At 53.8% G+C, this 13,346-nt stretch carries 9 protein-coding genes; 2 read left to right on the plus strand and 7 right to left on the minus strand.

Annotated elements, in window-relative coordinates; translation table 11 throughout:
* Positions 1-3: 3 nt before the first annotated feature.
* Both CUN67_RS20710 and CUN67_RS20715 read right to left on the minus strand, forming a co-directional pair.
* Positions 4-1,203 carry an AAA family ATPase gene (locus CUN67_RS20710; protein WP_084881176.1) on the minus strand — a complete coding sequence of 400 codons (1,200 nt, stop codon included), beginning with the start codon at positions 1,201-1,203 and terminating at the stop codon, positions 4-6.
* Between the two features lie 1,847 nt (positions 1,204-3,050).
* On the minus strand, positions 3,051-3,980 hold the full coding sequence (locus tag CUN67_RS20715) for a RepB family plasmid replication initiator protein (protein WP_208717347.1): 930 nt from the start codon (positions 3,978-3,980) through the stop codon (positions 3,051-3,053).
* 476 nt (positions 3,981-4,456) lie between these two features.
* Between CUN67_RS20715 and CUN67_RS20720 the strand changes: the two genes are divergently transcribed.
* Together CUN67_RS20720 and CUN67_RS20725 are read left to right on the plus strand one after the other, a co-directional pair.
* Positions 4,457-5,833 (plus strand): aldehyde dehydrogenase family protein, encoded by a 1,377-nt coding sequence (locus CUN67_RS20720; protein ID WP_208717348.1) that lies wholly within the window; start codon positions 4,457-4,459, stop codon positions 5,831-5,833.
* Between the two features lie 53 nt (positions 5,834-5,886).
* A complete protein-coding gene (locus tag CUN67_RS20725; RefSeq protein WP_208717349.1) occupies positions 5,887-6,459 on the plus strand; it encodes a nucleotidyltransferase family protein in 573 nt (190 codons plus the stop codon).
* Here the strand turns inward: CUN67_RS20725 and CUN67_RS20730 are convergent.
* From CUN67_RS20730 to CUN67_RS20750, 5 genes are all read right to left on the minus strand, one after another.
* The gene (locus CUN67_RS20730; protein ID WP_208717350.1) at positions 6,443-7,414 is read right to left on the minus strand and encodes an XdhC family protein; all 972 of its coding nucleotides are present in this window, start codon (positions 7,412-7,414) and stop codon (positions 6,443-6,445) included. The genes CUN67_RS20725 and CUN67_RS20730 overlap by 17 nt on opposite strands.
* Positions 7,415-7,428: 14 nt before the next feature.
* Complete coding sequence (locus tag CUN67_RS20735) at positions 7,429-11,001, minus strand: molybdopterin cofactor-binding domain-containing protein (RefSeq protein ID WP_208717351.1); 3,573 nt, start codon at positions 10,999-11,001, stop codon at positions 7,429-7,431.
* Complete coding sequence (locus CUN67_RS20740; protein ID WP_439332291.1) at positions 10,998-11,525, minus strand: (2Fe-2S)-binding protein; 528 nt, start codon at positions 11,523-11,525, stop codon at positions 10,998-11,000. The genes CUN67_RS20735 and CUN67_RS20740 overlap by 4 nt, the downstream gene beginning before the upstream one ends.
* 44 nt (positions 11,526-11,569) lie before the next feature.
* On the minus strand, positions 11,570-12,031 hold the full coding sequence (locus CUN67_RS20745) for a MarR family winged helix-turn-helix transcriptional regulator (protein ID WP_208717353.1): 462 nt from the start codon (positions 12,029-12,031) through the stop codon (positions 11,570-11,572).
* A gap of 77 nt (positions 12,032-12,108) precedes the next feature.
* Positions 12,109-13,161 (minus strand): 2,5-dihydroxypyridine 5,6-dioxygenase, encoded by a 1,053-nt coding sequence (locus CUN67_RS20750; protein WP_208717354.1) that lies wholly within the window; start codon positions 13,159-13,161, stop codon positions 12,109-12,111.
* Between the last annotated feature and the right edge of the window lie 185 nt (positions 13,162-13,346).

Genomic DNA, 13,346 nt, shown 5'->3' on the forward strand with positions numbered 1-13,346 from the left:
ACCTCAGTTCAGGCGAATAAATTCAATGCGATCAAACACGGCTTTGGCAAAATCCTCAGCAGCCGAACGTGCATTCTTCAGGGCTTCACTACTGCCGACATAGGTAGAAGGATTGGCCGAAATTACAGTATCAAACGACTCTCCGCAGCGCTCAAAACCATCAAGCCTTGGCAAGGCTGCATCCAGCATGTCACCGCCAAAAATTTCTTTAGCGAGGCTATGACAAAGTTTGTGGTCAGCTTTGTTGGAGAGCTTCGACATAAATCCTATATTGCCTTGTAAACGGCAACTCGCACCGGATTCCTCAATGATGCCAATCAGCTCCGGCAGACGCGTCAGATACTTCAGCGTCGAGTGAAAATCGACCTGAGCCGGGGGAACTGGCGTCATCAGTAAATCAGACGCGGCAATCGCGTTTTTCAGGAATGCATCGAGGTGAGGGCCACTGTCGATGAAGATGAAGTCATAATCTTTCTTCAGCTTGGCAATCACATTATCGTGCAACACAGAATGAACATTGTGCTGGGGCAGATGCTCGGCACAAAGTTCATCCCAGCGTGAAGCGATGAACGCATCATCAATGGATGCGGGTAGTACATCAACACCAGGAATAATGGACGGAACGATAAATTCGTTCAGCAATTCTTCGCGACTGACATTCTGCAACATCGCCTGTGCGGCGGTTGCTTCAACTAATCCCACTGAACGCTCATGATTGAGGAACATGGTTGCGGAGGATTGCGGGTCCAGATCGATAACCAGAATACGCAAATCTTCAAATAACAAATGTGGATGAGCACGAAGTGCGTGGGCCAGCGATACGGTCGATACCGTTTTAGACACACCACCTTTCAGGTTACCCACGAATAACGTGAATGCATCACCGTGACGGTCGCGGTACTTTGGCACACCGCGATGGTGATAGATGTCGATAATGTTCTGAATCGACATTGCATATTTGGTTGAGCTACCGGCGGCACGCTTATCAAACGGATAACCGTTTTCTTCCATCTCATTCACAGCATAATCGACACTGGCGCGCGTCAGCTTAGGTAACTTTGCCAGTGCCGCTTTAGCGTAAACCTGGTAAAAAGTATTTTCCTGCAATTCTTCTTTTTGTGCCTGAATCTGTTCTGTCAGGCTCATTAGCATTTTCTCAGAACGTTGAGCGACCTTCAGAACCTGCTTTTCATCGTTAGCCATAGTTGCTCCACACATGTAGGATTTATGACTTTATACCGAAATCCTGCACATCAGGCAAATCTATCTCATTTGCTCAGAAACAACTGATGCGAACCAAACACCTTGCGCAAGAGGGAGTTATTTAAAACGTTCACTGTAATCAGTGCTGAAATGAGAGCCATCCTGCTGAAGCGAACAAATGATGAGCTGATTATTTTTCGAACGTACATATAAAGATTCACTGTAATCAGTAAACATGCGCCTGGGAGCAGGGAGCAGGGAGCAGGGAGCAGGGAGCAGGGAGCAGGGAGCAGGGAAGATTCACTGTAGTCAGCAAGCTTTACCAGCAACGCAAACGACAATTCACTGTAATCAGCATAACGTTCACTGTAATCAGCAGAACAGGGCTATACGTTCACTATAATCAGTAACCGGGTTAACGCGGATAGGGTTAAGGTAATGTGTTTAACCCCCAAGCGATGGGAACTCAATCATTCACTGTAATCAGTAAAAGAGAAGCCGATCATGGCCCTCAATAAAACGTTCACTGTAATCAGCGGTCACGATTAAGGAAACCGCAATCATTCACTGTAATCAGTAAGCCAAATTTTCCGACATCCTCAGACGTTCACTGTAGTCAGCAAACCTGGCTACATAACCATCTTAGATTCACTCTGTTCAGTTCAAGGTTTCAGCAAACCGGCAAACATTCACTGTAATCAGCAAATGTTTCCTCATTCTGAGACACCGCCATCCCTCCTCGTCTAATGCATTTTCCACGATGAAAAGGGCAGGGAAGATAAAACATTCACTGTAGTCAGTACGAGTGGGAGAGTGATTTAGTGGTTCTCCCGATAGTTTATACGTCAGGACGTGTGAGTAAGATTCACTGTAATCAGCAATCAGAAACGCTAAAAAACCACTGTTATATTCACTGTAGTCAGTAGAGGACAAACTGAAGGATTGCGTTAGACGTTCACTGTAATCAGTAAGTGGTATCCAGGAAGACAGGGACTAAGCATTCACTGTAATCAGTATCGGGTTAAAGGGCGGGCAGGGGAACGTTCACTGCAATCAGTAAGAGACTGCATGCAGGAGATGATGTGCTATTGGCAGCAACCGCCAAAATTCACTGTAATCAGTAAGAGGTAAGGACAAACGCCCGAGCAAAACATTCACTGTAATCAGCGCCCGATAACGAACAAACCAGTATCCTATGTTCACTGTAATCAGTAGCAGGAAAACCAGGCTCAAAGGAAAACGTTCACTGTAATCGGTGACACCGTGACGCTCGTAGTTGATGACTCAACTCAACTCATCGCATCAGGAGCCGATCTGGCGTTCACTGTAATCAGATAGTGAGGCAAAAATTCACTGTAAACAGCAAACGTGACCAACCCTGTCACTTTTTTATCCCTGAAAATACCCGAGATACTGATTACAGTAAACACTATCGGCCTGAATCATAAAAAACATTAAAAATCATCATGATAAATGATGTCATTCACTGTAATCAGTAGCCTGCCATGCCGTAAGCATTCACTGTAATGAGTGGGGCTATACGAACCAGTGATGTTCACTGTAATCAGCAAATCATGCCCGCATAACGATCATCTGATGATGCAACGCTAAAATGTAAGTGCTCACTATCAATATATGCCAACAATTTCGTCACCTTCTGCGACGTGTGTTGAATCAGGTTTGGTAGCAGAAGGCAGGAATGCTGATTACAGTGAATGTTACTGATTGCAGTGAATCTGATGGGCAGCTGCTGATTACATTGAATGTATTGAGAAGGGGGAGTGTCACTTTTCTGCTAAAAGTGACACTGCAACGCGCGGTTTACTGATTACAGTGAACGATATGGCTTAGTCATCGAAATCCAGATCTTCCAGCGCATCGATGCTTTCAAGATTGCTGATCCCATCCAGTTTTGGTGTCCGGCTATGAATAATAAAAAACACTGAACGCCCACGTTTTACTTCTGAATAGTCGAGATAACCAATCTCTTTCAGTTGTTCCATTGCACGACGAACCACATGGTTCTGGGTGGTGGTTTTGGAACCCAGGTTGAGACGCATACGCAGGCGAGCCAGTGATATGGGAGCAGGGTTAGTAGGCAGACTCTCCAGATAGGTGTAAAGCGCCTGTGCAGATTCCTTACGCTTGAGCCGGGATATGGCCCGGAGTTGCAGTAAAACTTTGTGGTCGAAGTTATACAACTCAAACAGCTTAGGATCCGCCTGAATCTGTACCACATCCTTTTCACGATCGTAATAAGCCGATTGTACCAGGTGGGTATGATAGGCTTTACCGTTGCCTTCGAAAGAAAGGGTATTGGTCGCGATACGGCGTAATGACGCATCTAAACGCTTGCGTAAGGCCGCAGAAGAGTTTGCCGAAGGGATCCCGCACATTTTTACGAAATCGATAAACGGCAGCGTCACCGTGTCTCCTTTCGATGGATAGCGCGAGAATGACTGAATGATCCCAGCCCAGGTTTTGAAATCATTATCCATATCCAGCCTTGCGCCGGAAATGGTAATCTTTTCATAGCCTTCGGCTTTTACCAGTGAGAGGTTTTTCAGCTCTTTAGTGGCATCAGTTGAAGCCATTGCGCCGGATTTACCACGAGCAGTGGATTTCAGCGTCGGGACAAACAATCCCAGGCGCATCAAGGCGACCGGTTGTACGGTGTTATTTTTGTTAGGGTGGAGCTGAATAACTTCACCGCTGTTTTTTGTCACCGACAGAAAAGGTTCAAGTAACGCCTTGTTTTCACTCTCTTTATCTGCCATAGCCTGAGATCTTCATTCTGTGGATGAAAAGGGTCGGTTTCTGATTACAGTGAACATTAACACTGTTTATAGTGAACATTCTACTGCTTACAGTGAATATAATGCTGATTACAGTGAACACTTTGCTGATTATAGTGAACACGATCACCTTCTCAGCCCTTGTCCGGTGCGGCCTGCGACGATCGGGGATCTCTTAGGATCTCTTTAAGATCTCTCTATGATCTTTCTTAGAGATCTAATCACTGTATAACTGGATAACTCTTTGAAAAACACTGTCGGAACGGGGAATAAAGCACGATCGGGAATAAAACGTCTGCGACAACATATTCAGGATCCTGACATTAGCCAAATGCAAGTTAATCTGCTTTGCGTTCTTATACTGAGAACAAGTTTGTTATTAATATTCATTTTTCAACAACCCGGTCGCAGCGTAAGGTGAACCTCATCGACAACACAAACTCACGATGAAGGCTGTTATGACTGACAATGTAATCTCACGTAACCCTGCCAACGGTGAAATCCTGGCAACATATCCGCTGCAAACCCCGGCTGAACTGGAAAACGCACTGCAACAAAGTGCTCAGGCTTTCAGCCAGTGGCGCAACACAACACTGGATCAGCGAGTACAGGTTTTGCGCCAGCTGGCAGAGCAGATCCGCCAGCGCCAGGATGAACTGGCTACCATGGCAACGCGAGAAATGGGTAAACCTATTGCTCAGGCACGTGCTGAAGTGCTCAAGTGTGCCAACCTGTGTGACTGGTATGCTGAACAAGGCCCGGCGATGCTGGCTGACAAACCGACGCTGGTGGAAAATCAGCAGGCATGGCAGGCATTTCGTCCGCTTGGTGTCATCCTCGCAGTTATGCCATGGAACTTCCCTTACTGGCAGGTATTACGCGGAGCAGTCAGCATGCTACTGGCAGGAAACACCTACCTGCTGAAACATGCAACCAGCGTGATGGGTTGCGCCAATCTGATGACCAGCCTGTTCGATGCCACTGACTTACCCAAAGGGGCATTTAATGTCATCAATGTGGATAACGACGGTGTTTCGGTTGCGATAAAGGATCCGCGCGTTGCTGCTGTTGCCGTCACCGGCAGCGTTCGTGCAGGTGGGGCAATTGCCGCACAGGCGGGTGCCGTACTGAAGAAAACCGTCCTGGAACTGGGTGGTGCCGATCCTTTTATCGTTCTCGCCGATGCGGATCTGGATGCCGCAGTTGCTTCAGCGGTCACAGGACGCTACCAGAACACCGGACAGGTGTGTATGGCAGCCAAACGGTTCATCATTGAAGAAAGTGTCGCAGAAGCGTTTGAGGCGCGTTTTAGCGCAGCGGTACAGGCACTGAAAATCGGTGATCCGCTGGATGAAGCGAATTATATCGGACCGATGGCACGTTACGATCTGCGCGACGAGCTGGATAATCAGGTGCAGCAAAGCATCGCTCAGGGCGCACGTCTGGTGATTGGCGGTCATAAGATCGAAGGTGTGGGTAACTACTATGCCCCGACGATCCTTGCGGATGTCACACCGGAAATGACGGCATTCCAGCAGGAGATTTTTGGGCCAGTTGCGGCGATCACCATCGCTCGTGATGCGCAGCACGCACTGGAACTGGCAAACAATAGCGAATTTGGCCTCAGCGCTACCGTGTGGAGCGGCAATGAAACCGTTGCCGCAGAACTGGCCAGCAAACTGGAAACCGGTGCAGTCTTCATTAACGGAAATGGAGCCTCTGATCCGCGCGTGGCCATTGGTGGCGTGAAGAAAAGTGGCTATGGCCGCGAGCTGTCCAGCTTTGGTGTTTACGAGTTCTGTAATATCCAGACGGTGTGGAAAAATCGTCGCTAACTCAACCGGGGCACGAGATACTACGTGCCCCGACTTAGCAACCATCAATTCATATGAACACACCTGGCATAATCATCCTTGCTGCTGGCCTGGGTTCACGGTTTATCCGTGCCGGAGGGCAGGGCAATAAACTGCTGGCACCCCAGGGAAATCGGCAGCCCCTGCTGGCACTCACGTTGCAACAGGCACAGGCTTCCGGTCTGCCTTTGTTGCTGGTCACGCGTCCTGAATATCACGCCATTCTCGAACTTGCGGAGCTTTATCAGGTTCCCTCCATCACGATTGCCAGTGCAGGCAGCGGCGAAAGTATTGCTGCAGCGGTACGGCAGACCCGAGGCTGGTCAGGCTGGTTGATTCAGCCGGGTGATATGGCATGGGTGACCGCGCAGGATCATCAGCGCGTAGCGGCCTTGCTTACCGCAGGAGCGCAGCAGGTGCGTTTATGCTGGGATAGATTGCCAGGGCATCCGGTAGGCTTTGCGGCAGGTTATGGTGACGCGCTGAGTCAGTTAAACGGGGATAATGGAGCACGCGCATTGCTGGATCCGGCGATTCTGCAAAAAATCAGCGCCCACGCTGGGGTGATTCGTGATGCCGATCTTCCTGATATTACAAACCATTCCTGACACGAACAATATCCGCCAGCGTCGCCAGGGCGATTTCTCCCGGGGTTTTGCTGCCAATCGGCAGACCGACTGGAGCATGAATCCGCGCCAGCGCCTGTTCGGATAATCCTCCCAATTCTGCAAGGCGTTGAAAGCGGCGCTGGCTATTCTTCGCCGATCCCATGGCACCAATATAAAACGCCGGGGTATTGACCGCTTCCATCAACGTTAGATCATCGACGCGTGGATCATGGGTGAGACAGAGGATCGCCGTTCCTGCTGAAGCGCCCGATTGCTCCAGATAACGCGCGGGATGCTGCCGTGTGCAATGCAAATTTTCACTCGGCTGGACCGCCGCGTGTAATTGATTGAATTCTGCATCGCGATGTTCACACACCACGACGCGAAAGCCGAGCATCAACGCCAGCCGAATACAATCACTCGCCACCGCGGAATAACCTGCAATGAACACCGTGGTCACGGCACCGACCGGCAGCACGGCACAGTTGTCGTCATAGCGCAGCACCGGAAGAGATGTACCGGCAGCGAGAACCTGCCATTCATGATCGACACCCAGCGTGATGTAACGCGTCAGCAACGGGCCGCCACTCAGCGCAGCCTGCATGGCGCTCAGTAACATCAGCGATCGTTCCAGGGGGGCGAAACATTCCACCAGCACATCCAGCATGCCGCCACAGGGGAGCTGCACCGGGGGGGCCAGTCCTTCCGCTCCGTAGCGCACCCGTTCACTCGGCTGCGGATACGCTCCCTGTTGCAGCCGCGCCAGGAAATCCTCTTCGATACAGCCGCCTGAAAGTGAACCCAGCCAGTTGCCTTCCGCGTCAGCCACCAGCATGGCGCCGGGAGAGCGGGGGGCTGACCCCCAGCTATGCAGCACGGTGCATAGCCAGATGGTCTTCCCCTGTTGCAACCACAGCAGCGCCTGGTCGATAACGCGTTGATCGAGTGACAACATAGTTTTCCTCCGCGTTAGTGGCTGCTGGGATTCGCGCGTACCTGCGCCACTTTTTCCGTTAAGTCAGTCCAGGCGGGCTGGTCCGGGGCATAACGCTGGCGCAGCCAGGCGGCGATATCCGCCACTTGTTTATCCGACAGACTGGCAGCAAAGCCCGGCATATAGCCCAACTCATCGGTGGCGGGTTTGTCGATGCCGTGCAGCACCACCTGTAACAGGTTATCCGGTGTCGCGCTGGTCAGGCTGCTGCTGTTTGCCATGGCAGGGCTGACGCCAAACAGCTTCGGTCCGCCGTCACTGGCGCTGTGGCAGGCCTGACATGCGCCTTTGAACAGGCGTTCCCCGGCGGCCGTGTTCCATGCAGGTTTGAACGCTGGCTGTGGCACCGCTTCAGGTATCGCCGCCTGACCATTAATATCCGCCAGATAACTCGCCATCGCCCGCACATCCGCTTCCGGCAGCGTAGCGAGATGGCTTACCACCGGAGCCATCGGCCCGGCAGCCACGCCATGCTTATCGTCGTAGCCAGTACGCAGATAATTGTAGAGCGACTCCGCCGTCCAGGGCTGCGGCGCTTTGCTGAGCTGATTCAGGGCCGGTGCTTCCCAGCCGTCAACCCAGCCTCCCGCCAGGAACTGTTCGCCGGATTTTTCCGCCCCCATCAGGTTGCGTGGGGAGTGGCAGGCACCACAGTGACCGGCCCCGTTGACCAGATACGCTCCGCGATTCCATTCGGCGCTTTTGGCCGGATCGTTCTGATATTCACCACTGCGCAGATACAACGTATTCCAGCCCGCCATCAGGAAACGCATATTGAACGGAAAACGCATGTCATTGGCCGGTGGTGTCTGTTCAACCGCAGGCTGCGACATCAGGTACGCATACAACGCCTGCATATCCTCTTCGTTTAGCTGGCGAAACGAGGTGTAGGGAAACGCTGGATAGAGATGATGACCGTCGCGGCTGATACCCTGGCGCATGGCGCGATCGAAGGCAGTAAACGACCAGCTACCAATGCCCGTTTTCTTATCCGGGGTGATATTGGTGGAGTAGAGGGCACCAAACGGCGTATCCATCTTCAGTCCACCGGCGTTGGTCGCTCCACCCTCGGTGGTGTGGCACACCGCGCAATCACCGGCTGCAGCCACCTGGCGACCACGTTCCAGCATCTCCATTGACCAGCTACCCGCCTGCGGCGGGGTGACCGGGGCGATAGCCGCGCGCCAGGGCAGCGCATTGGTGGCGATGCCGATCGCAGCACCGAGTAACCCTGCGGCACCGCCAAAGGCCCATTTACGGCGGCGGGTGGATTTTTTGCGTGGCGGCGCGGGCAATGCTGGCTCGGGTTGCGGATCCGGTCCGTTCAGTGCCTGGCGTAGTTTGTCCGAGGTGATGGGTAACTCGCGAAAGCGGATGCCGGTCGCGTCAAACACCGCATTGGCAATGGCTGCCGCGCTGGGAACCGAGGCGGATTCCCCGGCTCCGAGCGGTGGCTCATACGGGCGCGGCATCATCATCACATCAATATCCGGCACTTCCGGAAAGGTCAGGATCGGATAGCCGCCCCATTCCTGGCTGGCGATCATATTGCTTTCAATCGTCACCTGTTCTTTCAGCACGCGGCTGGTGGACTGGATAACGTTGCCGTGGATCTGGTGTTTCACCCCAGCAGGATTGACCATCATGCCCGCATCGTGGCCAACGGTAATGCGCGTCACGGCAATTTCACCGCTCTGCTTATCGATAGCAACGTCCGCCACCCAGGCGGCCCAGGCGGCACCAAAGCCGGGAAATTTGCTGTGGATATAGCGCGCATAAGCGAAGCCGCGCCCGCGTAACACGCCGGATTCGCTGGTGCTTTGCATCGGTTCGGTACGTGGCGTCCAGCCCGCGCGGTCGGCGGTGGAGCGGATCAATTCTGCGGCGCGTTCGTCCTGGATATAACGCAGTCGGTACTCGACGGGATCGACGCCTGCCGCGTGCGCCAGTTCGTCCATATAGGATTCGTGGGCAAAAGTATTCGGCAAAGCCGACACGCCACGCATCCATGACGCGCGCACAATCGGGGCCATATCTTCGATGGTGACGCGCATATGTGGAAAGTCGTAGGGCGGGATAGAAGTACGATCGCCCATCTCGTAGGCCAGCGCTACCGGGTCAACGCGTCCGGTCAGTAACAAAGCCAGGGTTGGCGCGCCGTTGGAAGGGTAGGAGGTGGTGAAATCGTACACCTGAGGGTTGCCAGCCGCATCGAGGCCGCCATCGACATCCATTAACTGGGCGGTGCCTTTCGGCTCCCAGACGTGTTCCTGCGCGCGCGTCAGCTGCACGCGCACCGGCTTACCGACCGCACGGGAAAGCAGTGCAGCGTCCGCGGCCACATCATCCGCGCAGTTGCGACCATAACAACCGGCCGCTTCCATGCGGTTCACCTCAATATCGCTTTCCGGAATTTCAAACAGCCAGGCGAGGTCAGCACGCAGCAAATGCGGGTTCTGGGTACCACTCCAGACCTGTAGACCCACCTCATCATAAGCGGCGACCGCACAGGAAGGGCCAATCGAGCCATGTAACTGATACGGCCAGACATAGTTGCGGGTAAAGCGCTGCGCCACGTTTTCCAGCGCCGTATCAACCTCGCCGGTATCGTGTACCACACGCGAGGTGCGGGGGTTGTCGCGAATCGCTTTCTCGACGTCACGCATATCCGGCAGCATATGCTCCCAGGGCTTCCAGCGAATTTTCAGGCTTTCCATCGCCGCGATGGCCTGATCTTCGCGTTCCGCCACCACGCCCACAAAGTCGGCGATTTGCACCACTTTGACGATACCGTCGAGATGGGCAATGGAGTTTTCATCAATGCTCAGCAGCGACGTCCCGACAAATTGCCCGGTGTCATAACCGGCATAGGGCGGACGGATCACCCGGCCATGTAACATCCCCGGCAGGCGCATATCATGCACCCAGGTCAGTTCGCCGGTGGCTTTGGCTGGGATATCGACACGCTGTGAGCTGGTGCCCACTAACCGGTATTCGCTGGCGGGTTTGAGCGGTACATCGTGAGCAATGGGTAACTGGTAGCGCTGTCCGTTGACCAGTTCTGCAAAGCGCAGGGTGGTGCCGTCTGCCCGGCGAAACTCCCCGGCATCAAGGGTTAATTCATCAACGGTGACCTGCAAACGCGTCGCAGCCTGCTGGGTCAGCCATTGGCGCGCAACCGCTGCGGCTTTACGCAGCGGGACGGCGGAAATTTGTAAGGTGGCGCTGGCAATGGTCGCTCCCTGGTTCGGCACCCGCAGCGTATCGCCCAGCACCATCCGCACCTGATCCATGTGCAGATTCAATTCTTCCGCGACGATTTGCGTCAACGCCGTTTTCACGCCGGTACCGAGATCGACATGGCCGTTAAACGCCCAGACATTACCCGCACCATCAATGGCGAGAAACAGCGCCAGTTCTTTCGGTTTGAGGCTCGGGGTTTGTCCTTTTGGCACCAGACCGGGCGGAGGCTGGATTTCATCAACGATCAGCAACACATTATCGGCATCCAGCAGCTGTTGCTGGGTGGGTACTGCGGAATGGCTCATTGCTGCGCCTCCGCCTGCTGTAAACAGAGTTGTACCGCACGCTTCACCGCACAGAGGATTTCCTGATGGGTGCCGCAGCGGCACAGGTTGCCACTCAGCGCGGAGCGGATTTGCTGGTCACTGGGGCAGGGGAGATCGCGCAACAGCGCGGCGGTGGTCATGATCATGCCATTCAGGCAATAGCCGCATTGTGCGGCCTGTTCATCAATAAACGCCTGCTGCACCGGATGCAGCGCGTCACGGCTACCCAACCCTTCAAGGGTGGTCACCGCGCGCTGCCGCACGCCATACGCCGGAATGACGCAGGCTCGCGCCGCAACGCCATCGATCATTACGGTGCAGGCACCGCATTCGCCGAGGCCGCAGCCATACTTTGGACCGTTAAGCGACAATTCATTACGCAATACCAGTAATAACGAGGTATCGCGGTAGCTGGTGACTTCCCTTTCTTCGCCATTAACCTTCAATGAATAACAGCGTAAACCTGCAGGTGAAACCGGTGTGGCAGACTGTTGTGCCATCATTTTCATTATTGACCGCCTTACCGAGGCGGCTCACTCGCCCCGGGTTATGGCTGGCTCGTGTCGTCCAGCATTTTCCTGAGCAGATAAACCAGCGCGACTCGTTCGGCGGGGTTTAACTGCCCATACGTCATTTCAGTAATACGAACTGCGTTATCGGTGGTGTGCTGAATCAGCGTCTGTCCGGGCTCGGTCAGCATCACAATCACCTTACGCTTGTCAGTCGGATCGGGACCGAGGCTGACCAAATCGCGTGCTTTCAGGCGTTCAACCACGCCGCGAATGGTGGCCTGATCGACAGCGGTGTAACGTACCAGGTCATTCTGCGCACTGGGGCCGTGGTCGCGTAGCGCACAGAGGGTAATAAATTGCACCGCCGTAATCTGTGAATCACCCACATGTTGCTGAAAAATCGCCACATGACGCTGGTAAACTTTGCGCAGCAGATGGCCAACCTGTTGGGTGTAGTCGTAATTGTCTTCCGCTGAGGAAGTGTGGTCGTGTGACATAAAAAGGTCCTTTTTCCGGATACTGCCAGGCAGTGTAATGCATTGTTACTGCGCTGACAGCCGCTCCCTGCGCAAGATTAACGCGCGCGTGAAGCCTCCGGTGCCACCACTTCGCCTTCGGCCACCACCAGCAGATCGTCAACTTTGATATCGCAACGGCGCAGGGCGATATCCATATGACAAGGCGTTTTACGTTTGCCGCCCACTTCGGTGTTCGGACCGGTGGAGAACAGGAAGTTGCCGTAAAATGCGCGTGCATCCATACACATACCGTCGTTTTTGTCGTGCAGTCCCATGGCTGTCCACTGCGCACGTGGCTGCAATCCCCAGCCGATATGCGAAATGCCATACACTTCCGGATCGTTGAAGTAGCTCATGTAATCGCGCAGATATTCCGCTTCAAAGCCACCGTGGATCTTCGTCACAAAACCTTTTTCAATTTCCAGCGTGATACGTTCACGGGCATAGGATTTGAACGGTAGCAGGATGTCACCCACTTCGAGTACCAGCACCCCTTCCGCCTGATCTTCATTCGGCCAGGTGAACAGGAAACCGCTTGGCCAGTGGTCCCAGCGGCCGGGTTCATCGGCATAACCGTATTCTGTCACCGTCGGATACTGCCCCAGCGGTGCGCGGAAATCGCTACCTGCCTGCGATTTCACCGTCATCATGCGCGCTTTCTCCAGCACCGCCGCCGCAGCCAGCACACGCGTTTTGTCCTCTTCGGTTGGCAACATTCGTGCCAACACTTCCGGTGGTTCGACGGCCAGCAGGATGCGCGTCCCGGTCTTCAGGATTTGTTCCTGCTCCGGCGAGTGCAGCAGCATCATGGTATCGACAATCAGGTCCGCCGCTTCCAGCGCACGCTGGGCTGCGATGTTTCCGGTCAGCGCGGTATCGCCGCAGTAGGCGGTCATGTCGTTGCCCATCGCCGTGGGATGGTTAAACGCCGGCAGTTCAACGCAATACACTTTTGCGCCCAATCGTAGTGCAGCGTCGGTCGCTGCCTGCACAGTGCGTGCATCAGAATAGTGACTTTTCAGAATAGCGACGCTCTGGGTGGCATCGACTTTCGACAGACGTAATACCTGTTCAAACATCTGTCCTAACTGACTCTGATTTACAGCCATCGTGGGTTCCTCTCCGGTTAGATGCCAGATGATATCGGGTACTGATCAGCCGTAGCGGCGCGATTTATCGCGCGCTTTGCAACACAGTTGCTGTCGGATTTGCGCGATAAATCGCGCCGCTACGAGTCAGTGCAATAACCCCATATCGCATGGTTAAAACTTCATCTTTTTATAGCGAATACGCT

Source organism: Pantoea cypripedii (genome assembly GCF_011395035.1).
GTDB lineage: Bacteria > Pseudomonadota > Gammaproteobacteria > Enterobacterales > Enterobacteriaceae > Pantoea > Pantoea cypripedii_A.

What these genes read in the sequence shown, in the direction of transcription:
- CUN67_RS20710 (WP_084881176.1), bottom strand. Translation starts at nt 1,203, where the DNA reads ATGGCTAACGATGAAAAGCAGGTTCTGAAGGTCGCTCAACGTTCTGAG.
- CUN67_RS20715 (WP_208717347.1), bottom strand. Translation starts at nt 3,980, where the DNA reads ATGGCAGATAAAGAGAGTGAAAACAAGGCGTTACTTGAACCTTTTCTG.
- CUN67_RS20720 (WP_208717348.1), top strand. Translation starts at nt 4,457, where the DNA reads ATGACTGACAATGTAATCTCACGTAACCCTGCCAACGGTGAAATCCTG.
- CUN67_RS20725 (WP_208717349.1), top strand. Translation starts at nt 5,887, where the DNA reads ATGAACACACCTGGCATAATCATCCTTGCTGCTGGCCTGGGTTCACGG.
- CUN67_RS20730 (WP_208717350.1), bottom strand. Translation starts at nt 7,414, where the DNA reads ATGTTGTCACTCGATCAACGCGTTATCGACCAGGCGCTGCTGTGGTTG.
- CUN67_RS20735 (WP_208717351.1), bottom strand. Translation starts at nt 11,001, where the DNA reads ATGAGCCATTCCGCAGTACCCACCCAGCAACAGCTGCTGGATGCCGAT.
- CUN67_RS20740 (WP_439332291.1), bottom strand. Translation starts at nt 11,525, where the DNA reads ATGATGGCACAACAGTCTGCCACACCGGTTTCACCTGCAGGTTTACGC.
- CUN67_RS20745 (WP_208717353.1), bottom strand. Translation starts at nt 12,031, where the DNA reads ATGTCACACGACCACACTTCCTCAGCGGAAGACAATTACGACTACACC.
- CUN67_RS20750 (WP_208717354.1), bottom strand. Translation starts at nt 13,161, where the DNA reads ATGGCTGTAAATCAGAGTCAGTTAGGACAGATGTTTGAACAGGTATTA.